At 61.1% G+C, this 22,767-nt stretch carries 18 protein-coding genes; all 18 read left to right on the top strand.

The features are described from left to right. Positions 1-25: 25 nt before the first annotated feature. The 18 genes from QCE58_RS12510 (at position 26) to QCE58_RS12425 (ending at position 22,763) form a co-directional block, all read left to right on the top strand. A complete protein-coding gene (locus QCE58_RS12510; protein WP_250435056.1) occupies positions 26-964 on the top strand; it encodes a glycosyltransferase family 2 protein in 939 nt (312 codons plus the stop codon). 63 nt (positions 965-1,027) lie between these two features. Further along, positions 1,028-1,810 carry an ABC transporter permease gene (locus tag QCE58_RS12505; RefSeq protein WP_250435055.1) on the top strand — a complete coding sequence of 261 codons (783 nt, stop codon included), beginning with the start codon at positions 1,028-1,030 and terminating at the stop codon, positions 1,808-1,810. Between the two features lie 10 nt (positions 1,811-1,820). Then, positions 1,821-2,567: an ABC transporter ATP-binding protein gene (locus QCE58_RS12500; protein ID WP_284502450.1), complete on the top strand. Its 747-nt coding sequence runs from the start codon at positions 1,821-1,823 to the stop codon at positions 2,565-2,567. 4 nt (positions 2,568-2,571) lie between these two features. Beyond that, positions 2,572-4,461, top strand: coding sequence for a glycosyltransferase family 2 protein (locus QCE58_RS12495; protein ID WP_409014108.1), 1,890 nt, complete (start codon positions 2,572-2,574; stop codon positions 4,459-4,461). A 156-nt stretch (positions 4,462-4,617) separates the two neighbouring features. Continuing rightward, complete coding sequence (locus tag QCE58_RS12490; RefSeq protein WP_250521366.1) at positions 4,618-7,845, top strand: methyltransferase domain-containing protein; 3,228 nt, start codon at positions 4,618-4,620, stop codon at positions 7,843-7,845. An 18-nt stretch (positions 7,846-7,863) separates the two neighbouring features. Continuing rightward, a complete protein-coding gene (locus QCE58_RS12485; protein ID WP_250521365.1) occupies positions 7,864-9,120 on the top strand; it encodes a glycosyltransferase in 1,257 nt (418 codons plus the stop codon). Next, positions 9,104-9,718, top strand: coding sequence for an acyltransferase (locus QCE58_RS12480; protein ID WP_250435050.1), 615 nt, complete (start codon positions 9,104-9,106; stop codon positions 9,716-9,718). Before QCE58_RS12485 ends, QCE58_RS12480 begins: the two co-directional genes overlap by 17 nt. Positions 9,719-9,761: 43 nt before the next feature. Then, a complete protein-coding gene (locus QCE58_RS12475) occupies positions 9,762-10,715 on the top strand; it encodes a glycosyltransferase (protein WP_250435049.1) in 954 nt (317 codons plus the stop codon). Between the two features lie 48 nt (positions 10,716-10,763). Beyond that, a complete protein-coding gene (locus tag QCE58_RS12470) occupies positions 10,764-12,257 on the top strand; it encodes a mannose-1-phosphate guanylyltransferase/mannose-6-phosphate isomerase (RefSeq protein ID WP_250435048.1) in 1,494 nt (497 codons plus the stop codon). A gap of 148 nt (positions 12,258-12,405) precedes the next feature. Next, positions 12,406-14,433, top strand: a complete 2,028-nt coding sequence (locus QCE58_RS12465; RefSeq protein WP_250521364.1) for a hypothetical protein — start codon at positions 12,406-12,408, stop codon at positions 14,431-14,433. Then, complete coding sequence (locus QCE58_RS12460) at positions 14,430-15,338, top strand: glycosyltransferase family 2 protein (protein WP_250521363.1); 909 nt, start codon at positions 14,430-14,432, stop codon at positions 15,336-15,338. The genes QCE58_RS12465 and QCE58_RS12460 overlap by 4 nt, the downstream gene beginning before the upstream one ends. A 3-nt stretch (positions 15,339-15,341) precedes the next feature. Further along, complete coding sequence (locus QCE58_RS12455; RefSeq protein ID WP_250521362.1) at positions 15,342-16,544, top strand: glycosyltransferase; 1,203 nt, start codon at positions 15,342-15,344, stop codon at positions 16,542-16,544. A gap of 268 nt (positions 16,545-16,812) precedes the next feature. After that, a complete protein-coding gene (locus tag QCE58_RS12450; protein ID WP_250521361.1) occupies positions 16,813-18,093 on the top strand; it encodes a hypothetical protein in 1,281 nt (426 codons plus the stop codon). A gap of 20 nt (positions 18,094-18,113) precedes the next feature. Continuing rightward, positions 18,114-19,136 (top strand): glycosyltransferase, encoded by a 1,023-nt coding sequence (locus tag QCE58_RS12445; protein WP_250435041.1) that lies wholly within the window; start codon positions 18,114-18,116, stop codon positions 19,134-19,136. Next, positions 19,133-20,269: an FAD-dependent oxidoreductase gene (locus QCE58_RS12440; protein WP_250435039.1), complete on the top strand. Its 1,137-nt coding sequence runs from the start codon at positions 19,133-19,135 to the stop codon at positions 20,267-20,269. Before QCE58_RS12445 ends, QCE58_RS12440 begins: the two co-directional genes overlap by 4 nt. A gap of 27 nt (positions 20,270-20,296) precedes the next feature. Next, on the top strand, positions 20,297-21,082 hold the full coding sequence (locus QCE58_RS12435) for a pyridine nucleotide transhydrogenase (RefSeq protein WP_250521360.1): 786 nt from the start codon (positions 20,297-20,299) through the stop codon (positions 21,080-21,082). After that, on the top strand, positions 21,082-21,948 hold the full coding sequence (locus tag QCE58_RS12430) for a TIM barrel protein (RefSeq protein ID WP_309779601.1): 867 nt from the start codon (positions 21,082-21,084) through the stop codon (positions 21,946-21,948). Before QCE58_RS12435 ends, QCE58_RS12430 begins: the two co-directional genes overlap by 1 nt. Beyond that, a complete protein-coding gene (locus QCE58_RS12425; protein WP_250457477.1) occupies positions 21,945-22,763 on the top strand; it encodes a glycosyltransferase family 2 protein in 819 nt (272 codons plus the stop codon). Before QCE58_RS12430 ends, QCE58_RS12425 begins: the two co-directional genes overlap by 4 nt. The last annotated feature ends 4 nt before the right edge of the window (positions 22,764-22,767 follow it).

The following is a 22,767-nucleotide window of genomic DNA, read 5'->3' as shown; positions in this document are numbered from 1 at the left end:
CGAGCGGCAGAGGGTTGCGCGCGCAATGGCGTCGCAGCGTTCCGAATCCGAATCGTGGATCGACGTGAATAACGGCGAACGGCGTACGGGTATCGTCGTCGTCTTCTATCGGCCCGACGGCGACTGCGTGAAGCGTGCGAATCGATTCGCCCGATTCGCGCCGTGCGTCGTGGTCGACAACACGGAAAACGCGACCCCGGCGGAGGCACTCGGTCTGGATTCCCGGATCGTGCATGTCGCGAATGGCGCGAATCTGGGCATCGCGACAGCGCTCAATCAGGGCGTCGACGTGCTGATCGGCATGGGATGCTCGAGCGCGCTCCTGTTCGACCAGGACAGCGAGCCTTCGGAACACCTGCTCGCGGCGCTGCCTCGCGCGCTCGACGAAGAACTGGAGCGGGGCGGGCGCGTCGCGCTGATCGGCCCCGCGTATGAGGACGCGCGGCTCGGAGGAGTCGCACCGTTTGTGCGCTTCGGGTACTGGAAGCTGCAACGCGTCGCGCCCGTCGGCACGCAGCCGATCGACGTGGATTTTCTGATCACATCGGGCTCGTGCATCAACCTGGCGGCGTGGGGCGATATCGGCCCGATGGAGGACGAGCTGTTCATCGACTTCGTCGATCTTGAGTGGTGCATTCGCGCTCGAGCCAAGGGATACGCCGTGCTCGGCGCACCGGCGTTGCGTCTGCAGCATTCGCTGGGTGGCGAGCCGGTCGTCATCTTCGGACGGGCCTACCCGAGTCACAGTCCGTTGCGGCACTACTATTTGTTTCGTAATGCCGTAGCGCTGATCCGGCGAAGCTATATTCCGTGGAGCTGGAAGTCCACGGAACTCGTGAAGTTTCCCGTGCGTCTGGCAATTTATGGGCTGTTCATGCGCCCGCGCGCTCACCATCTGCGCATGGCCGTGCTGGGCATCTGGCACGGGCTGACCGGCCGGATGGGCGCATTGCGCGAGCGCTGAAGGTTCTTTGCAAGCTCTTCGAGCCGTCGAAAACGGCAACTACTGTCATTCTTTCAATACTCAATGCTTAATCTCGCACTTGTCGATTTGAAACGAAGCATCGCTTCATGGCGGCTCTGGACTCTGCTGGGCTGGCTCGAGGTCAGGCAGCGCTACGCCCGCTCGCGACTGGGCCCGTTCTGGCTGACCATCAGCATGGGCGTGATGATCGGTTCCATCGGCGTCGTCTACGGCGCGCTGTTCGGTCAGAAGATGAGCGACTATCTGCCGTTTCTGTCGATCAGCCTCGTCATGTGGACGATGCTTTCCAGCACGGTGTCCGAGGGCAGCAATGCCTACATCGTAAGCGGAACGTACATCAGACAGGCCTCGACGCCGAAGCTCATCTTCATCTTGCAGGTCGTGTGGCGAAACCTGGTGATCCTCACGCACAATTTCGTGATCGTCGTGGTCCTGCTCGCGGTGTACGGCGTGAAGAGCTGGGAAACGCTCCCGATCTTCATTCCCGCGCTCGCGATCTACGTGCTGAACGCAATGTGGATCGCCATGGTGGCGTCGCTCCTGTCGGCGCGCTTCCGTGATTTGCCGCAGATCATTCAGGCGCTGATCCAGATCGCCTTCTATGTCACACCCGTGCTGTATCGCCCGAATTCGCTGACGCGCTTTTCGTTCATCGTCGACTGGAATCCGCTCGCCCATCTTCTCAGCCTGGTGCGCGAGCCGCTCATCGGAGAGGTGCCGAGCCTGCTGACCTGGGGCGTGTGCGTCGGCATGGCTGTGGTCGGCTGGCTGATCGCACTGACATTGACGAGCCGCTATCTGAAGCGCATCCCGTACTGGATTTGAGAGAAACATCATGGCGTTCATAGAACTCAAGGGCGCAACGCTCGATTTGCCCATTTACGATGTACAAGGGCGCTCCCTGAAGAAGAAGGTGATGCGCATGGGCCGACGCAACGCCATCGCCGAGGACAACGACGGCGTGATCGTGGTGCGCGCGCTCGACAACATCGACCTGCGGCTCGAAAGCGGCGACCGTATCGGCCTGATCGGCCACAACGGCGCGGGCAAGTCCACGCTGCTTCGCATCATGGCGGGCATCTATGCGCCGACCAGCGGGACGATGTCGTGCGAGGGCAAGATCGTTCCGCTGCTGGACATCAGCCTCGGCATGGACGACAACTCGACCGGTCTTCAGAACATTCGTTTGCGCGGGCTGCTGCTCGGCATGAGCGATAGCGAGATTCAGGCCAAACAGCAGGAGATCGCGGATTTCTGCGAACTTGGCGACTATCTCGATCTTCCGCTACGCACGTATTCCAGCGGCATGCGCGTGCGTCTCGCGTTCGCGGTCTCGACTGCCGTCGATGCCGACATCCTCTTGCTCGACGAAGTCATGGGCGTCGGCGATGCGTCGTTCATGAACAAGGCCAAGGCGCGTCTGCAGGACCTGCATCACCGCTCGGAGATCGTGGTGCTGGCGATGCACGCGAACGCCGAGATCCGCCGCATGTGCAACAAGGTGCTGTGGATGGACCACGGGCGCGTGCGCGCCTTCGGTCCGACCGAAGAAGTGGTTTCGGCGTACGAAGCGCAGGTCTGAACCCATGCGGACTACCGCCCTCGTGCAAATACCGCAAAGATCGCTGCGCGCGTTGCAGCATGCCATCACGTTGCGTGGCGGCGTGATACCGGCGCTGCGCGCCGGCTGGGCGGTGTGGCGCCGGGAAGGTCTCGCGGGATTGCGCAATCGGGCGGCGCGCGACGACACCACCGACTATCGCGCATGGGTTGAACGCTACGACACACTCGACGATGCCAAGCGCGAGGCCCTCGGCGAAGCGGTTCGCGCATTGCACCGGCGGCCCGTCATTTCGGTTCTCGTGCCGGTATTCAATACGCCTGAAACATACCTCCGGCAAATGATCGAGTCGGTGCGTGCGCAGATCTATCCGCACTGGGAACTCTGCATCGCCGACGATGCCTCGACCGCGCCGCACGTGAGCGCCGTTCTGCGCGAGTACGCAAGTGGCGACGCGCGCATCAAGGTGATGCGCCGCGCGTCCAACGGCCATATCTGCGCCGCGAGCAATGACGCCCTCAGCATGGCGACGGGGGAGTTCGTCGCGCTGCTCGATCACGACGATGTTTTGCCGGAGCATGCGCTCTGCATGGTCGCCATGTACCTGGAGCGAAATCCGACGGCCCGGATGCTGTACAGCGACGAGGACAAGCTGGCGCCGAACGGCCTGCGTGTCGAGCCATATTTCAAGTCGGACTGGAATCCGGCGCTGATGCTCGGTCAGAACATGTTCTCGCATCTCGGTGTGTTCGAGACGAACCTGGTGCGGGAAGTGGGCGGATTCCGGCCGGGGTTCGAAGGCAGCCAGGATCACGATCTCGTGTTGCGGTGCGTCGAGCGCGCGGGCGACGGCGCTGTAATCCATGTGCCCCACGTTCTGTACCACTGGCGGATGACGGCCGAGAGCACGTCGGCGCGCGTTGACGTCAAACCGTATGCGAGGGAGGCGTCCGTGCGGTCGGTCGCGGAACATCTGGTCCGTACCGGGTTCGAGGCCGACGTCCGGCAGTTGTCCCCCGACTCTACGATGTTGCGCGTGACTTTCGCGGTCCCGCAGCCGGCGCCGTTGGTCTCCATCATCATTCCGACGCGGGATCGCGCCGAGTTGCTCGAGCGCTGCATCGAGAGCGTAACGACGCGTACCCGCTACGACGCGTACGAAATCATCATCGTGGACAACGGCTCTCGCGAGAAGCGAGCGCTCGACTTGCTCGCGCGTTATGAGCGGCGTCCCGAGATCAACGTCTTGCGCATCGACGCGCCGTTCAACTATTCGGCGTTGAACAATCAGGCCGTCGCGCGTGCGCGGGGCTCGATCCTGTGCCTGCTCAATAACGACATCGAAGTGATTTCGCCGGACTGGCTCCAAACGCTCGTGGGCTATGCGGCGCTGCCGCAGTCGGGCGCGGTCGGGGCCGCCCTCTGGTATCCGAACGACCGTCTGCAGCACGGTGGCGTGTTACTGGGCATCGGCGACGTGGCCGGACACCTGCACCATATGCTGCCGCGTGGCGCACGCGGCTATTTCGGCCGCGCGGTCCTGGCGCAGCAGCTATCGGCCGTGTCGGCAGCGTGTCTCGTCGTCAGGAAAGCGTTGTACGAGGAAGTCGGCGGACTCGATGAAGAGCATCTGGCCGTTGCATTCAACGATGTGGATTTTTGCTTGAAGCTTGGCGCGGCGGGGTATCGGAACCTCTATGTTCCGTTCGCCGAACTGTACCATCACGAATCGGCATCGCGCGGCAGCGACATGACATCGTCGAACGCTGCCCGCTTCGGAAAGGAAGCGGCATGGATGCACGAGCGATGGAAGTCGAAGGTCCGGGAAGACCCGTTCTACAATCCGAATCTCGCGCTGGGAGGCGGGGCGGTCTTCTCACTGGCATTTCCGCCGAGGGTCGCGCAATGCGGCTAGTGCCCGCATGGGCATAGCGAGCAATCGCTTTTATTTCAACATTGGCGGCGGAAGAGCCGCGCCAGGGCATTATTTATGACGAGTCCAGTCAAGCGTGTTCGTTTCGGAAGTCAGCACGCAGACGATCTGTTTTCGGGAGAACGCTACGTTCCTCAGGTGCAGGGTCCGATCCAGTACGAGCACTATCACCGCTACCTTTTCGCACTGAAGCTCTGCGAAGGCAAGGATGTCCTCGATATCGCGTCGGGCGAAGGCTACGGCTCGGCGATGCTCGCGCAGGGGGCAAAGAGCGTCGTTGGCGTGGACATCGACGATCGCGCTGTCGAGACCGCCCAAGCGCGCTACGTCAGCGACAACCTTCGCTTCGAAGCCGGCAGTGCGACGCGCATCCCGCTGCCCGACGCGTCGGTAGATGTCGTGACGTCGTTCGAAACGCTGGAGCACTTCGCCGAGCAGGAGGCGTTCATCCGCGAAGTCGTGCGCGTGTTGCGCCCCGGAGGGCTTCTGATCGTCTCGACGCCGAATCGCCCGGTCTATTCGCCGCCCGGATCATCGCCCAATGCGTATCACGTCCGCGAACTGGATCGCGCCGAGTTCATGCGCCTGCTCGAGACGGGCTTCGGCAAGGTCGCGTTGTTCGGCCAGAAAGCCGGGGCGGGGTCCGTAATCGTTCGCGAAGGTTCCACCTCGCTGGGCGAGCCGTCATGCTGGACGCTGAAGGAAGACGGTGTTTGCGAGTTGTCCGATCTGTCGAGCGATCCGGTTTATTTCATCGCCCTTGCAAGCAACGGCGCGCTTCCCGAGATCGAGGGAAGTCAGCTTGACGCTAGCAAGCCGTTTCACGATTACGACCAGTCGCGCAGCGATCTGATGACGCGGCAAGCCGCGGAGATCGCGCATCTCACGAACGAGACGATGCAGCGCGCCAACGAAATTGGCCATCTGACAGCGGAAACCGTGCGTCTCACCGATGCGGTCGTGACGCGGGATGCCGACATCGGCCGCCTGACGAGCGAGACGGTGCGTCTCAACGAAGTGATCGTCCAGCGCAACCAGGATCTGGAGCGCGCGACCGCAGACCGTCAGAAGCGCGACTCGGAATTCGCACAACAGCAACAGGCGCTGGTCGCGCTTTCCGATGCATTCGGGAAGATCGCATCGCACGGCGACCGCGCCTCGGATATCTCTGCCGCCGCGTCGCCCGGCGGTGCGCTCCCGACCGACACCGAAAACGCGTTGCGCACGCAAAACCGCGCGCTGCATGCCGAGATCGACGCGCTGCGCGCCTCCTTTTCATGGCGGATCACGAAACCGGTGCGTACCGTGAGCACGCGCATTCTGCGTCCGGCCAAGGCCCGCGCCGCGGTGCTGCTCGGCCGTCGTCCCGCGCCGCCTTCGGTCGGCGCCCAAGTCACGCGTGCTTCGGCTGCGCCGACGACGAACTGGCGCGACGTTCCGTTTGTGCCGTTCCGGCAGGCAGCGCGTCCGCGCGTCACCATCGCGGTGATCGCCTCGAAGGATTCGACGACGCTCGACGCGAGCCTGCGCGCGCTGAGCGCGACGCTCGCCAATGTGGCGACGGAGGTCGTCGTGATCGCCGATGACAATGTGCCGGCCGCCGCGCAGCGAGGCGTGCCGGTACGCGACGCCACCGATGCCACCGCTTACATTTCGAACGTTCGCGACGCCATCGGCGCGGTGCAAGGCGAGTATCTGGTTCTCATGTCGGACCGGCTCGCTGCTCATCCCGGTTGGCTGGATGACATGCTCGAGCTGTTCGAGCGGTTCCCGGACGCGGGCGCGGTCACAGGTACGCTTCTCGGCACGAGCGGCAATGTGATCGCCGCAGGTTCCGGTATCTCATCGGACGGACGCCTGATTGCGAACGCGAACGACGATTCCCGCATGTCCTCGGTTGCGCGCGTGACCGCGGCATCACCGGGCATCCTGATGCTCGACGCCGACCTCTGGCGCAAACTGTCGGCGCAGCTGATCGAGGGCGCGCCATTCGAGGCGGGCATCGCATCACTCGCGCTGTTGCTGGCGGGCGAGGGCGTCCACACGTATTGCCAGCCGTTCGCGCGGTTCTCCTTCGTAAGCGAATCCGCAACCATTCCCGCACCGGCTCGCGACAGCTGGGACGACGCGTATCAGCGCTGGCGCCTGCGCGAGCGATTCGACACGGTTTTCGCCAACTATGCGGGAACGAACGATATTCTGCCGCTGGCGGCGAGGCCGAAGATCGTGATCGTCGACGCATTCGTGCCGAAGCCCGATCAGGATTCCGGATCGGCAGACCTTTTCTGGTACATGCGGATCTTCCAGGCGTTCGGTTATCAGGTGAGCTTCGTTGCCGCGTTCGAGCAATCGGAGCCGCGCGAGTACGCCGACGCATTGCGCCGTTGGGGTTTCCGCGTGCTGGTCGCGAACGGCATGGTGTCATTGCAGGAAATCGTCACGCGCGAGGCCGCGACCGCCCGCGTCGTGATGCTTCAGCGAATCAGCGTTGCTAGCCATCTCGTCGATACCGTACGTCGCGTGGCGCCGGAGGCGAAGCTCGTTTTCAGCACCGTCGATCTGCACTTCCTGCGCGAAGAGCGGTCGGCGATACTCGAGCGTTCCGCTTCCGCGCTCGCCCATGCGCTCGAGGTGCGCCGGGCGGAACTGCACGCGATCGGTGTCGCCGATGCGACGACCGTGGTGAGCCACGTCGAGCTGGACATCGTCAAGCGGCTCATGCCGGCAGCCAACGTCCATCGAATTCCGATTCCGCGTTTGCCCACGCGCGCGCCGACCGCTTTCGAGCAGCGGCGAGGCGTGGTTTTCGTGGGAGGTTTCGCTCATCGGCCGAACATCGACGCAGTCAAATGGCTCGTCGAGGAGATCTGGCCGCTCGTGCGCCGGCGTCTGCCCGATGCGCAACTGCAAGTGGTCGGCAGCAATGTCACACCGGACATCGCCGCACTCGACGCGCCGCAAGACGGCGTGCGCATCGTCGGATTCGTCGAGGACCTTTCGACGGTTCTGGATCACGTGCGTTTGTCGGTGGCGCCGCTGCGTTTCGGCGCCGGCGTGAAAGGAAAAGTCGTGTCCAGTCTTCTTCACGGCGTTCCATGCGTGCTCAGCAAGGTGGCGAGCGAAGGCATGGGGCTCGTTGCGGGCGAGCACGTTCTCGAGGGCGATTCGGCGCAGGAGATGGCCGATCAGATCGTGCGCCTGCATGAGGACAGCGAACTCTGGAAACGTATCGCCGATGCGGGATTCGATGCCGCGCTCGCGGAGTTCTCGGTCCGCACCGTGGCGGAGTGTTTCAGGACACTGCTCGAATCGATTGACCTCGGCAGTACGGTCGACGAACGCGGACTGCGTTTCCTTCCCCACTAAGTCTCTTTGCCTCAAGTCATGACCGTACTCAATCTTGTAAAGCGACTGTTCGCGCCGAAGCCGCAACCGATCAGTTACGAGCGGCCCGACATCGATCCGGGCAAGCTCAGGCTTTTGATCGAACTCGCGTCGTTCGATAAGGGCGGGCTCGAGAAAGTCGTGCTCGATTCGGCGATCGCGTTCAATCGCGACCGCTACGACGTGACGATCGTTACCTCGGGCAAGGTCGGACATCTCGGCGCCGTCGCGCGGGAGGCCGGTCTGCGCGTGATCGGCTTGCCGGAGCGCGGCACGCTCGAGGCCTATGGCCAACTGCTCTCGCAGATTCGGCCGCATCTCGCGATGTCGCATTTCTCGTACGTCGGATATCCGTTGTTCGCGAAGTTCGGCATCAGGAACATCACCTTCATCCATAACGTGTACGCGTTCTTTTCGGCGGAACAGGCCCGCGCCTTCGCCGACAACGACAAGTACGTCGATCTTTATATCTCCGTGTCGAGGAACGCGACGCGCTATGCGGCCGCCCGGCTCGGCGTGAAGCCCGAAAAGGTGATCACCGTGCCGAACGGCCTCATCATCGGCGAGCACGAGGCGCGTGAGAAGAAGCCTGGCGCATTGCGCCGGGCGGACCTGGGTATCGCGGATACGGACTACGTCTTCGCGAACGTCGCTTCGTACAACCTGCACAAAGGCCATTACGTGATGGTCGACGCGATGAAGCGCATCGTGGCCAAGCGCAAGGACATCAAGATCCTGTGCGTCGGCAACCCGGTGTTCGCGCCGCACGTCGACGCGCTCAAGGATCTCATCAGGCGCGAAGGGCTGGAACAGCACATGCTGATGCCCGGCTACATCGCCGACGTCGCCGACGTGCATCGCATCGCCGACGCGTTTCTGCTGCCGTCCTTCATCGAAGGCTGGAGCATCGCGATGAACGAGGCGATGTTCTACGGCAAGCCGATGATCCTCACCGACACGGGCGCGTCCGCCGAGGTCATCGAAGATGACGACATCGGCATTCTGATTCCCAACGAGTACGGCGATACCGCCGATCTCGACTCGGTTAAACTCGATCTATTGGCCTATACGCCGCACGCCTACGGCATCACGCCACGCCTCGTCGAGGCAATGGAAACCATGGCGGATCACCGCGACGAGTGGGCTTCGCGTGGCAAGCGCGGACGCGAAAAGATCTACTCGTCCTATGATTTCGCGGACATCGTGCGGCGCTACGAAGAAGTCATCGAGGAGGTGGTCCGTGAGCAACGTCGCTAATCCTTCGCTGGCAGCAAGAGCCGTGGAACGCGTTCGACGCATATGGCGCTTCTTGCGCTGGCGCTTCAAGCCGGCCGTGTGTTTCTATCTCGGCAATCATCTCTTCATGAACTGGATGCCGTACGGCATCAGGCACTGGTTCCTGCGCAGGTTCTGCATGGTTCGCATGGGCGCCGATTCCAGTATCGCGATGGGCTGCTTCGTGACCGGGTATCACATCGAGATCGGCTCGAACACGGTGATCAACCGTTACACGTATCTCGACGGGCGGGTCCCGCTCAAGATCGGCAATAACGTGAACATCTCGCACTACACGCTGATTCAGACGCTGACGCACGATCCGCAGAACCCGGACTTCGTCTGTCTGTGCAAGCCCGTGGTCATCGGCGATCATGCGTGGATCGGTGCGCGCGCGATCATCTGTCCGGGCGTCACCGTCGGCGAGGGCGCGGTGGTTGGCGCCGGCGCGGTCGTGACGCGCGATGTTGCGCCATACACGATCGTCGGCGGCAATCCGGCGCGCTATATCAAGGACAGATCCCGCGATCTGCGTTACCGGTCGAGGTACTTCCCGTTCTTCGATACCGACATCCAATAGTTTTTCGACGCGAACGGGTGGCGTCGCCCGTTCCGATATCTCTATGTTCAAGTTCCTCAAGAAGAATGAAGGGCCATCCATCTCGGTCGTGGTGCCGCTGTACAACCACGGCCGGTACATCAAGTCGACGCTCGAAAGCGTGCTCGAGCAGACTTCGCCCGCGGATGAAATCGTTCTGATCGACGACGGCTCGTCCGACAACGGCTTCGAGATCGCCGAGCGCGTGCTGGCGAAGACGCCGCGCGCGCGCACGTTCAGGCAGGAAAACGCCGGCGCGCACAACACGATCAACCGGGCCATCGGCGTGAGCCGTTCGCAGTACGTCGCGGTGCTCAATTCCGACGATCTCTTTGCGCCGAAGAAGCTCGAGCGCTGCCGCGAACTGATCGCGCAGCGCGGTGCGGCGGATCTGATCGCGGGCGGCGTCGGCATCATGGACGACGATGGCGCCCGTCAGCGCGGCGGCGTCGCCGTGGACTGGCTCGCGCGCTCGAAATCGTTCCTCGACAAATACGGTCTGCCGCAGTTGTCGCTGGTGAACGAAAACTATGTCGCCACCACGTCCAACATGGTGTTTTCGCGGCGCTTGTGGGAGGCGTCCGGCGGCTTCCAGCCGCTGCGCTACTGTCACGATCTCGACTTCCTGATGTTCGCATTCGAGTTCGGCAACGTGATTCTCGATCTCGATGAAGAGCACATCGTGTATCGCGTGCATCAGGGCAATACGATCAAGGAAGATCTGTCTCGCGTGCGGGTCGAAATCGCGGCCGTGATCGCCGATGCGCTGCATCAATCGGGACCGCGTCTGCTATCGCCCGAATTCGGCGAACGCGATTTCGAAGCGTTTACGGCGGTGCTGCGCAATAAGCAGATGAGCGACATGCTCTGCTTTTTCCAGACTGTTCGTCCTGCCTTTGCGACACGCACCGCATTCTACGAATACGCAAACGATGCGAAGCGCGCCGCGGTTTTCCGCCAGTCCGTTTCGCCGGCTTGATTGGCTGCGTCGGCCATGGCCGACGCGCCTCCATCTCGAGTAACAAGCATGAGCATTTCATCTTCCGTCTCCGGCAAAGCAGACGCACACGCCGATCGTCTTCCGGTACAGGCAGTCATTCTGGCGGGCGGCGCGGGCACGCGTCTGTGGCCGCTGTCGCGCGAACAGTATCCGAAGCAGCTCATCGGCCTGCTCGGCGACGATTCCCTCCTCCAGTCGACCGCGCGGCGTCTCGATGGCCTGAGCGCGAGCCATCCCGTGGCGTCGCACGGCATCGTCGTCTGCGGTGAAGATCACCGGTTCAACGTGGCCGAGCAACTTCGGCAGAGCGGCGCGCCCGCGCAGATCATTCTCGAGCCTGCCGGACGAAACACCGCGCCCGCGTTGACGCTCGCGGCGCTGTCGCTCGTGCGGAACGGCGACGACGCGATCATGGTCGTCATGCCCGCGGATCACGCCGTGACCGACGAAGCCGCGTTTCGGGCGCGCGTCGCGGATGCCGTCCGGTTCGCGGGCGAAGGGCATGTGGTCACGCTCGGGATCGTGCCCACGCGCGCGGAGACCGGATATGGCTATCTGCGCGTGGGTCCGCAACTGGACGAGCGCAACGTGCATCAGCTCGACAAGTTCGTCGAAAAGCCATCGCGCGAACTGGCGCAACAATATGTCGACTCGAAACAATACCTCTGGAACAGCGGCTTGTTCGTGCTGCGCGCGTCGGTGTGGCTGCGGGCCATCGAGCAATTCGAACCGCTGATTCACGCTGCCTGTGTCGATGCGTTCAACGCTAGAACGAACGACGTCGACTTCCTTCGTGTCGGCGTGGAGGCGTTCAAGGCGTGCCCGTCGCAGTCCATCGATTACGCGGTCATGGAACGCATCACCGAGCCGGGCTCCGGGTTCCTCGCGGCCGTGGTGCCGCTCGAAGCGGGCTGGTCCGATGTAGGTGCGTGGGACGCCGTCTGGGAGGCCCTGCCGAAGGACGCCGCCGGCAACGTCACACGCGGGCGCGTCATGCTGGAAGGGGCATCGAATACGCTGGCGCATTCGGAGGGACGCCTCATCGCGTGCGTCGGAACGGACGATCTGATCGTGGTCGAGACGCCCGATGCGATTCTCGTGGCCAAACATTCGGCCGTGCAGAACGTCAAGGCGATCGTGGCGCGCATCAAAAGCGAGCAGGGCACCGAGGCTAATTTTCACCGCAAGGTTTATCGGCCGTGGGGCTACTATGATTCGATCGATGAAGGGAAGGGCTTTCACGTCAAGCGCATCGTCGTGAATCCAGGGGCGCGGCTTTCGTTGCAGATGCATCACCATCGTTCCGAGCACTGGATCGTCGTGCGCGGGACGGCGCGCGTCACGCGCGGCGAAGAGAGCTTCCTGCTGGCGGAAAACGAGTCGACGTATATCGCGCTCGGACAGAAGCATCGGCTCGAAAATCCCGGCAAGTTGCCGCTGGAAATGATCGAAGTGCAATCAGGCGCTTATCTCGGCGAGGACGATATCGTCAGATTCGAGGATCACTACGGGCGGGCATGATTTGCCGCCGGCTGTTCGCTCGCAGAAAATCCGCCGCCGGCTTCTGAGCCGGCGGCGTTGCGCGAATCGAGTTTATTGAGACGAGGTCGTGTACGGTTGGATACAATACTTTCTTCAGAAAAGATCCGTATTCGCACGTCGCACGCCAATGAACGAACAATATTCTCCGTGGGTGGAGGTCGAGGTTCCCTCGGCCTGGTGCGAGCATCCGCTCGTGGGAGAGCCTCACCGGCTCTTTGTCGCAAACCTGTTCGGCATACTTGCGGATCTCGATGCGGTCGTGCACACGAAGTACGTCCGCTCCGGCGACGACTTCGTTCCACGCACGACGAATTCCGTGCTGTTCTCCTACCATTCCGTCGGCGATGCGCCCAATGTCTGGCGCATCAAGGAAGGCCCGCTGCCGTATTACTTCTCTTTCGATCGGCGCGGCTACTCCGGCTGGTCGGAAATCGCGCATTCGGGGGACATGTACGCGCAGGCGCAGCAGATGGACCTCGAAGAGGCTCGGCGGATCGTGCGCAAGGCGCGTGAAGAAAGTGTCGGGCGCAACGTATCGAAGTATCCACAGCCGAGCATTTCGGTCTCGAATCTGCCTTCCGGGTTTGTCTTTTTTCCGCTTCAGATCACGTCTGACACGGTGCTGAAGCTGTCGCGGCTGGATTATTTCGATGTGCTGGACGCGGCAGTACGCACGGCTCAGGAGCGCCGTCAGGCGCTCGTCATCAAGCGTCATCCGTTGTGTACCGACGAGAAAATGGAGAGCGCGCTCGAGAAGCTGCGAGATGCGCCGTTCGTCACGATCACGGAAGCGTCCGTGCATCAGTGTCTGGCCGGCGCCAAGTCGGTGCTCTGCTGCAATTCGGGTGTCGGCTTCGAAGCGCTTCTACACGGCAAGCCCGTCTTCTCTTTTGGCGAAAGCGACTACAACGCGGCGGCCGAGCGTATCGCCCGAATCGAGGACGTCTCCTCGGTGTTCGACGGGAAAACGGCCGTTACTGCTGATACACGTGACCGGTTCATCGCCTACTTCCTGACGCGATATTGCTTCGATGCCCGAAGCAGCGAGCAGATCGCCGCCAAGGTGCGGCACGCGTTCGTCGCGGCGGGATGGCCGCAAGTCGTGTCGACGTTCCGAGGCGCATCGGAGGACGGTTCGTCGAAGGTGATGGAATTCGCCGTGGATCGGCCGCCGCATCTTCCACAGGTAGCGCTTCTGGACGAACGGGTGCAGCAGATCGCGAGCGAGCTCGCGGAGTTGAGACGGCAGACGGCGGCGAATCGCTTTGCCTCGAGCGACGACCTGACGCGCGCGTCGACCGAAATCTCGGGCCAATTCGAAAAGATGCTGGCCGAGCGCAACAAGTTCGACGAGGATCGCCGTCACCTCGAGGATGATCGCCGCCGTCTCGAGGACGATCGTCGCCGTCTCGATGAGATCATCGATTCGCTGCGCGCCGACGTGGCGCGCGCCGAGGCGGAATTGACGGCCAGCAGAAACGAAACGCGGGCATGGCAAGCGCGTTTCGACCAGATCCGCTACTCACGAAGCTGGCGTGTGCTGGCACCGGCGAGATACCTGGCGCGCAGGCTGCGCGGCGCGCATATGCCTGCCGAAGCGGAACAGGCCGCAGTCGTTGAGCAGCCCGCCGAGCCGGAACAGGTCGCAGTCGTTGAGCAACCCGTGCCGGTCGAGGCACCCTTCGGCTCGCCGGGCAGCCGCGAGTACGAAATCATCGTCAAAAGCGGGCTTTTCGATCGCGACTGGTATCTGTCGCAATACGAGGACATCGCTGTAGCCGGTACGGACCCGATCGAGCACTTCCTCAAAGCGGGCGCGCAAGAGCGACGCAATCCCTGCGCGTTCTTCGATGCCGGCTTCTATCTCTGGGTTTATCCGGATCTGGCCGAGAGCCAGGTGAATCCGCTGCTGCACTACATCGAATACGGATCCCGGGAGAACAGAACGCCGCATCCGCTGTTCGACGTCGAATGGTTCAAGGCGACGACGGGATTCGATCCGGAATCCGACGAAACCGCGCTGGCCGCGTACCTTCGCATGGCCGGCACGACAGACGTCTGGCCAACCAATCTTCTGTCCCGCTGCCGGACGATGCTGAATCTGAACAGCTTCGACGAACTGGACGGCTATATCAAGCGAGTCGTTGCGGCATGAGTGACAACCTGGAGCAACGAAACATGAAGGAGCAGACGACTCAGCCGCTGGTCAGCGTGGTCGTTCCTTGTTACAACCAGGGCCAGTACCTGGCCGACCTTGTCGAATCGGTCAATGCGTCGTGTTCTTCGCATCACGAGGTGCTCATCATCGACGACGGATCTACCGATTCGCTGACGCGTCGTTGCCTGGCCCGGATTCGATCCGAAGGGCCGCGTCAGGAAGTCAGGGTGATCTCGCGCGCGAACGGCGGTTTGCCCGCCGCCCGCAACACCGGGCTCGATGCGGCGAGAGGGCGGTACATCCAGTTCCTGGACTCCGACGACCTCGTCACACAGAACAAGCTCGATTTGCAGATCGAGGCGATGGAGGCCGATCCGTCGATCGACGTCCATCTCACGGAATTCGTGATGTGCGACGCGAGCCGATCCCGCTTCTGGCGCCTGGGTGTCTCGACGATTGCCGGTTTCGAATACGATCCGTCTTCGTTCGTCAAGTATTGGGAACGCGGCCTGACGATTCCGATTCATTGCGGTCTGTTCCGCGCGTCCGCCATTGGCGCGACTCGCTTCAACGAGCAACTGCGAGCCAAGGAGGACTGGATTTTCTGGGTCACGCTTGCAACGGCCGGCGCTCGATTTGCATATTCCGACTTTGTCGGCGCCGTGTATCGGCAGCACGATTCGAATATGTGCAAGGACGGACGTTCGATGGCGCTGTCATATCTACGGGCGATACAGCATCTTCGGAATATGGGCGCACCGCTCGACGCTGAATCGCAAAAGAGCCTGCTCGAGCATTACAACCGTTTTTACGTGCGTTTTTTTGGCACGGTAGACGCGGTGAATCCGTCGCCGGCTTTGGCGCACGATGAAGTCAATTATCTGTTGTCGTTTGCAAAGTAGATTATGGCCGGCCCTCAAATCGATATTATTATCCCCGTCTATAATCACGCGGATCATCTGGAAAGATGCATAAGGAGCGCAGCGGCTCAGACTTTTGCCGCGCAAAGAATCATTTGCGTGGACGATGCGTCGCCCGATCCGCGTGTGAAGGAAATCCTTTCGAAACTCGCCGCGCAGCTTCCGACCGTCGAAGTCATCACGCTGGAAAAGAATGGCGGAATCTGTCACGCGCAAAACGTTGCCGTGGCTGCGGCCACTGCGGAGTACATCGCGTTTCTGGATTGCGACGACTGGCTCATGCCTGACGCATTGATGTCCGTGGCCGATGCGCTGAAACAAACGCCTGCCGGATATGTGTTCACCGACCGCATCGATATCAATGAAGAGGCTGGCGAAGAGCGCGCGCGTCCGTACGGCGGGCAGCCTCAATTGCGTGAAACGCGGACGCACGCGGAAAATCTGCTCGACCATATGGTCGCGTCGCATTTAAAGGTCATCAGGAAGGAACTGATCGATCGCGTGGGAGGATTTGCGGAAGGCACCGACGGCGTTCAGGATTGGGACGTCGCGCTTAAAGTGTCGGAGATCGCGCCGCTGCTGCACGTGCCGAAGGCGGTTTATTACCATCGCGTGCATTCCGGACAAAACTCGTCTTACGACAATGTCGTCAATATGCGAAAGACGAACGAAGTCCGCCGTGCAGCGCAATTGAGGCGTTTTAATGCGTCGCTGCATGCCGGAAGGGATTTTCGCCTTCCTGCGATGATTGAGAAACTGCGACAGGGCGCGAGCGACTTTTTCTCGACGTTATCGTCGACGCATGTCATTCTTGCGCTCGATTCGAAGGGAAAAATTCAGTTCGTTCCGCAACACCGCGATTGCGTTCGACAACTGATCAATGCACACGCGCCGTCCGAATTGCTTTTGTTCGGCACGGACAATCTTTATTTGCCGATGCTCCAGGATATATGGGCATCGCAGTCGCGTCCGGCCATCGGCGTTTATCTTGGCGAATTCGAGGGAATTCCACGTGGCATTCATTCGCTGCGCTGGAGCAACAGTTATCTCGACTATGTTGTATGCGGTTCGTCCGAAGGACATATTTCGTTGCTCGGCTACACGCACCGCGCGCTGAAGATCTATGTACCGTCGCCGCCGCGCATCGCCGAGGAAACCGCAAACGACGCACGTGCGGTCGGTATCTGATCGTACGCATTTCTGTTCCGGTTGAACTCATACACGAGAGGGCACCCGTGTCGCTATAACTGCTTAGCGACGAAATGATGGGTGCTCTTTCGAATTTACCCGCTTATCCTGGGCTCCTTAAGTATTTATTACCTCTGGAGTCGAGTCGCTTCAGCCGCAGACTAGAGCTTGTTTTTTAGATGATCCGGGCGTCGCTGATATAATTCCCAGATTCGGGCACGCTTCGAGGCGTCGGGACGGCCGAATTCAGAGATCTATAGGGGCTTTCATGCAGCGGCTGGCTTGGTTGGTGCTCTTCCCGATCATTATTGCGACGATCTTTATTTTTAATCCGGCCGGATTGCGCCACGATGTAGGCGATGGCAATGGAAAATATATCGACATTGTCGACTCTTTCTCTGAGTATCTAATTAGAGATAAAGTAAAAAACGAGATTCTCGGCACGGAGAACAAGGGTGTATTGCTGATCGTTCCGCGCGGTTATGCAGATAAAGACTTCGCGTATTATCCGGACGGAACGAGGACTTATCTCGCCAATCTCGCCTTGCAAGGCTACGCTGCCTCGCTGGTTGCGCGTGGCCTCGGTCTGAAAACGGAAAAGCAAATCGACATTTTCCTGGGCGCATTCCGTATGTTGAATGCGTTTTTGCTCGCGTTGATTCTCTGCGTCTTTTTCCGGCGAATTTCAAGAGAGTACCATTTGAATTGCGCGCCGCTCGTGCCGATCTTGTTGTCATCGATGGCCGGATTGGTGTTTTTCTCACAGAACCTGTATTTCATAACGGCCGTGTTTTATGCGCCGTTCGCGTGGAGCGCTTTCGCCGCCGGCAGATGGTCGAATCGCGTGCTTTATGCGGGCTTCATGGCGCTTTCATTCCTGAATTTCTCGCGCGGCTATGAGTTCGCGACGGTCTATACGATCAACTCCGTATTCGCGGCCTTATGTTTTCTGCGCGGTTCGCCGCGACAGGTCATCCGTGTGGCGGTTTTCGTGTTCGCATCCGTCTGCCTGGGCTTTCTCATCGCCGCCTTCGATCACGTGCTGATCGTCTGCCATGCGATCGGCCGAAGCTCTTTGCGCGTTGGCGCAGAACTCGCGTTTTCGACGCTGACTCACCGGACCGCAAGCTTCGACAGCGTTCCGTTGCCGTTCACCACGAAGTTCTTTGACACGATACGCGGCCGAATGGGCGACACCGCGTTCGTGTTTCCCTGGTTCTTCCAATGGAAGCTCACGGAAGGCAACGTCTTCGCAATCGCAACCATCGCCTTGTTAGTGCGTTTCCAGCGTCTTTCAAGACTGGAAAAGCTGGTGTTCGTATGGGCGCCGATATCCTATGTATCGTGGTACGTGTTCGCTTATCAGCACATCATGTGGCACTTCATGTATGAGTGGGACATTTTCTCGGCCACCATCGGCATCGGTTTCTGCATTCTCGCGTTGCAGTACTGCTCGGCGATCGCGCCATCCCTGCGCCGGTTGCGCAAGCGTATTGGCCAGGCGCCTGACGCCGCAAAGCGTGCTTATGCCGATGAATTGCAGAACTGACAACGAATACTGAAACGACGATGGAACAGTTGCCCGTTTTTCTCTCGGTTGTCGTCCTGACGAGAAATTGCGACAGTCGCCTGGACAGTATGATTCGTGCAATATCCGCGTCGGTTGCGTCTCTCGCGCGCGATCATGAATTGATCATTGTCGATAATGCGTCCACCGACGAATCCGTCGCCCGCCTGAAAAAGCTGACGAGCGTCGGCGGTATTCCGAATCTCCAGGTTTTCACTCTGACGAAGGAAGTCGATTCGGACACGGCGGCGTCCGTTGGCGTGGAGCATTCGCTTGGGGATTACGTTGCCATCATCGATCCGCTTCTGGATCAGATCGATTTCATCGGTGAGATGCTGCGCACGGCGAGCGAGGGCGCTGACGTGGTCCTTGCCGTCAATGAGACCAAGCCGCGCCGCACGTTCGCCTATCGCGTCTGCTCCTCGGTGTTCAACGTGCTTTACCGACGCCTGTCCGGTATCGACCTGGAGCGCGACGCGCCGCCGTTCCGGCTGCTGAGCCGCAAGGTCGTGCATCATTTGTTGCGGCATCAGCATCCCGCGGTGAGTTACCGGCATCTGCCTGTAACAGCGGGATTCGCACGCAAGAGCCTGCGGTACAGAAGCGCGCCGACCGACGCGACGGTCAAGCGCCTGGAAGATGGCTTCGATCGCGGCATGCGGCTGCTGGTCTCGACGACGCGCGTGCCGATGCGGCTCGTGACGGCGCTGACCCTTTTCGGCGCCGGCGCGAACGTCATATATTCCGCGTACGTTCTGCTCATCGCGATGTTCAAGTCAGATGTCGCGCCGGGGTGGGTCACGTTGTCCCTGCAGCAATCGGGCATGTTCTTTCTTCTGTCGCTCGTCATGCTCGTGCTGGGCGAATATCTGCTCAATGTCGCGCGTGCCAGCAGCGACGGCCCCGCGTACCACATTGCGCAGGAGTTCACGAGCGCGGAGATGTCGGGTCGCCGGAGGCTGAACATCGAGACTCATGGCGACTTGTCGGACGCGAAGGAAAGTCCCACGGAGAATGCTCCATGAGCGAGGTGCGTCGCGCCGTCGAGGAACAGGCGCTGATCATCGGCGGCGGGTTCTATGGCGCGGCGCTCGCATGCTATCTCCGCGAGCAGCGCGGTTTTTCGCGGGTGCTCGTGCTCGAGCAGGAAGAACAGCTGATGACGCGGGCGTCGTTCACCAATCAGGCGCGCGTGCACAACGGCTACCACTATCCGCGCAGCGTGACGACCGGCATTCGTAGCCGGGTGAATTTTCCTCGCTTCGTCGAGCAGTTCGGGCCGGCGGTCAGGTCCGATTTCGTCAAGCTGTATGCGATCGCCAGCAATTCCAACGTCGCGCCCGGACAGTTCGAGCGCTTCTGCCGCAGCATCGGCGCGCAACTCGAACTCGCGTCGCCGGCTCATGCCGCGTTGTTCGAGAAACGCCTGATTCGCAGCGTCTACGCGGTGCAGGAATACGCGTTCGATTCTCTCGTTCTGCGCGAGCTCATGGCGCAGCGCATGAAGGAACTGAACGTGGATGTTCGCTTCAACTCCAGAGTTCGTTCGCTGAGCAACCGGGCCGACGCGCTCGGCGCGATCGTGGAGAACGTGAGGACGGGTGAGCACTGGCCGATCGATGCGCAATGGGTGTTCAATTGCACTTACAGTAGAATCAATCGTCTGTCGGGCGATTTTCCCAAGGCAAGCACGGGGCTCAAGCATCAGGTCACCGAAATGGCCCTGATGAAGCCGCCACGGGCGCTGGAGGACATCGGCGTTACGGTCATGGACGGCCCGTTCTTCTCGTTCATGCCGTTTCCTTCGAAAGGGCTGCACAGCCTCTCTCACGTGCGATACACGCCTCATGTCGAATGGATCGAAGACGACGCATTCGACACGGAAGAGATGCTCGAGCGTTATTCGAAGGTAAGCAGGGTGGACCGCATGGTGCGCGATAGCGCGCGCTATCTGCCGATCCTCGAGGATGCGCAGTACGCGGACTCGCTGTTCGAAATCAAGAGCGTGCTCTTGAACAACGAACGCGACGACGGACGTCCAATCCTGCTCGAACGGCATGCGCAAATGCCGCGCTGCTTCTCGATACTCGGCGGGAAAATCGACAACGTGTTCGACGTTCTCGAAAGACTCGATGCCGTGTCTCTTCCCGTCCGTTGATCCTTACTCAACACATCGGATTTCGCCATGCCAGATGCTTTGATCGGCTATTCAGGATTTGTGGGAACGACCTTGCTGCGTCAGCGGTCATTCGAGAACACATACCGTTCCACCAACATCGCCGATATTCGGGGGCAGACGTTCGACACCGTCGTCTGCGCCGGTGCGCCCGCACAGAAGTGGATCGCCAATCGCGAACCGCAGGCAGACCGCGAGCGCATCGAATCGCTCATCGACCATTTGCGGGCGATGCGTTGCAAGACGTTCATCCTCATCAGCACGGTCGATGTGTTCGAGAACCCGCTGAATGTCGACGAGGATTCGAGCGTCGATGTGCGAAACCTCCATGCGTATGGCGCGAATCGGCGCATGCTGGAGGAATTTTGCGCATCGGCGGGTTTCGAGCGCCATTTGATCGTTCGCCTGCCGGGTCTCGTCGGGCCCGGCCTGCGCAAGAACGTGATCTTCGATCTGCTGAACGACAACAATCTCGCGGCGGTCGACAGTCGCGCGGCGTTCCAGTTTTATCCCATGGTCAATCTTTGGTCCGACATCGACCTCGCGCTGAAAGCCGGCCTCGATCTCGTGCACCTGACGGCGGAACCCGTGACGGTCGGAGAGCTCGCGCGCGAAGGGTTCGGTATCGAATTCGGCAACCAGACGCAGAATCAGCCGGCGCGATACGACATGCAGTCCCGCTTCGCCGAAGCGCTGGGCGGAAGCGGCCGCTATCAATACAGCAAGCGCGAATCGTTGATGGCAATCCGGGCGTATGCGCAATCCGAGCCCCGCCGCGCAAAGGAGTCGTCGTGATGAGAGTCTCCATCTCCAATCTCGCGTGGGAGCCGGACGAGGACGAGCAGGTCGTCGCCCTGCTGAACAAACATGGCGTCGACGCGATCGACGTCGCGCCCAGCAAGTATTTCCCCGATATCGACGGCGCGACGGCCGAGGAGACGTCCGCCGTTCGCACGATGTGGGCCGATCGCGGCATTAAGATCGTCGGCATGCAGTCGCTGCTGTTCGGCACCGCGGGGCTGAACCTTTTCGGCGACGTCGACACGCAAAACCGCATGCTCGATCGTCTGCGGGCGGTCTGCCGCGTCGGCGAGGGACTCGCCAGCAAAGAGGGCGTGCGTCTCACCTTCGGCTCGCCGAAGAACCGCGACATCGGTGATTTGACTCCGGATGCCGCGAAGGAAAGCGCCGTGAAATTTTTCGGCCGGCTCGCTCGCGTGGCGGACGATCACGGCGTGATCGTCTGCCTCGAACCCAACCCGCCGAAATACGGCTGCAACTTCATGACCGATACGGCCAGCGCCGCCGATATCGTCCGCGCGGTGGACCATCGGGCCATTCGCCTCCAGTTCGACAGCGGTGCGTCCGCGATCAACGGCGAAGATGTCGGGCACGCGATTCGGGCATTCGAGGACGTCATCGGTCATGTTCACGTGAGCGAGCCCGATCTCGTACCCGTGGGATCGGCGCCGGCTTCGGCGGCGTCTTATCACGGCGCGCTCGCGCGTGCGTTGTCCGGATCCGCGATCCATCCGCTCGTCACGATCGAAATGCTGACGCGCCGTGCCGAGACGCGACTTGCCGACATCGATGCTGCGCTGGCATTCGTTTGTGGCACATATCGATCCGCGGCCGCATCCTTCAGGAAGAACACGCAGTGAACTCCATCCATAGCGCAGCCGGGCGCCTGCAGGACAGCACGGCCGAGATTCCCGCCTTCGATGCGCCGATCTGGCGCGGCAAGACGCGCGACTACTGCGTCGTCATCCCGGTCATCAATGAGGGCGAACGCATTCAGCGGCTTCTTTCGCGCATGCACGCGATCGATGTCGACGGAATCGCGGATGTGATCGTCGTCGACGGCGGCAGCACCGACGGCTCACTCGCGCCCGCCTTTCTGGACAGCGTCGGCGTGCGCGGTTTGCTGGTCAAACGCGGACCCGGCAAACTCAGCGCGCAACTGCGCTGCGCCTATGCGTTTGCGCTCGAGCAGGGCTACGAGGGCATCGTCACGATCGACGGCAACGACAAGGACGATCCGGATCCGATCGCGCGGTTCATCGACGCCTTGAAGGAAGGCTACGATTTCGTGCAGGCGTCGCGCTTCCTTCCTGGCGGCGTGGCGGAAAACACGCCCGTGTCGCGCGACCTCGCGATCCGTCTGATTCACGCACCCGCGCTCTCGCTCGCGTCGGGCTTCCGCTGGACCGACACGACGCAGGGCTTTCGCGCCTACAGCAGCCGCATGTTGAGGGATGCCCGCATTGCGCCGTTTCGCTCGGTGTTTTCCGGGTACGAACTTCTGGCCTATCTGTCTTACCGCGTGCCGAAGCTCGGCTTTCGATGCATCGAGTTGCCGACCGTGAGACGTTATCCCGCCACGGGCGACACACCCACCAAGATCAGCGGCATTCGGGGAAACTGGGCGGTGCTCAAGGTCTTGTTCAAAGCCTGCCTCGGGCATTACAACCCCTGACTGG

This window comes from Caballeronia sp. LZ028, assembly GCF_031451415.1.
In the GTDB taxonomy this organism is placed as follows: domain Bacteria; phylum Pseudomonadota; class Gammaproteobacteria; order Burkholderiales; family Burkholderiaceae; genus Caballeronia; species Caballeronia zhejiangensis.
Note: the sequence above shows the minus strand (reverse complement) of the source record. Positions and strands in the feature narration are given on the sequence as shown.

Excerpts from the sequence above, each read along its gene's own strand:
- QCE58_RS12510 (WP_250435056.1), top strand. The coding sequence starts at position 26 with ATGGCGTCGCAGCGTTCCGAATCCGAATCGTGGATCGACGTGAATAAC.
- QCE58_RS12470 (WP_250435048.1), top strand. The coding sequence starts at position 10,764 with ATGAGCATTTCATCTTCCGTCTCCGGCAAAGCAGACGCACACGCCGAT.
- QCE58_RS12505 (WP_250435055.1), top strand. The coding sequence starts at position 1,028 with ATGCTTAATCTCGCACTTGTCGATTTGAAACGAAGCATCGCTTCATGG.
- QCE58_RS12445 (WP_250435041.1), top strand. The coding sequence starts at position 18,114 with ATGGAACAGTTGCCCGTTTTTCTCTCGGTTGTCGTCCTGACGAGAAAT.
- QCE58_RS12485 (WP_250521365.1), top strand. The coding sequence starts at position 7,864 with ATGACCGTACTCAATCTTGTAAAGCGACTGTTCGCGCCGAAGCCGCAA.
- QCE58_RS12475 (WP_250435049.1), top strand. The coding sequence starts at position 9,762 with ATGTTCAAGTTCCTCAAGAAGAATGAAGGGCCATCCATCTCGGTCGTG.
- QCE58_RS12430 (WP_309779601.1), top strand. The coding sequence starts at position 21,082 with ATGAGAGTCTCCATCTCCAATCTCGCGTGGGAGCCGGACGAGGACGAG.
- QCE58_RS12465 (WP_250521364.1), top strand. The coding sequence starts at position 12,406 with ATGAACGAACAATATTCTCCGTGGGTGGAGGTCGAGGTTCCCTCGGCC.
- QCE58_RS12450 (WP_250521361.1), top strand. The coding sequence starts at position 16,813 with ATGCAGCGGCTGGCTTGGTTGGTGCTCTTCCCGATCATTATTGCGACG.
- QCE58_RS12440 (WP_250435039.1), top strand. The coding sequence starts at position 19,133 with ATGAGCGAGGTGCGTCGCGCCGTCGAGGAACAGGCGCTGATCATCGGC.
- QCE58_RS12500 (WP_284502450.1), top strand. The coding sequence starts at position 1,821 with ATGGCGTTCATAGAACTCAAGGGCGCAACGCTCGATTTGCCCATTTAC.
- QCE58_RS12435 (WP_250521360.1), top strand. The coding sequence starts at position 20,297 with ATGCCAGATGCTTTGATCGGCTATTCAGGATTTGTGGGAACGACCTTG.
- QCE58_RS12460 (WP_250521363.1), top strand. The coding sequence starts at position 14,430 with ATGAGTGACAACCTGGAGCAACGAAACATGAAGGAGCAGACGACTCAG.
- QCE58_RS12495 (WP_409014108.1), top strand. The coding sequence starts at position 2,572 with ATGCGGACTACCGCCCTCGTGCAAATACCGCAAAGATCGCTGCGCGCG.
- QCE58_RS12455 (WP_250521362.1), top strand. The coding sequence starts at position 15,342 with ATGGCCGGCCCTCAAATCGATATTATTATCCCCGTCTATAATCACGCG.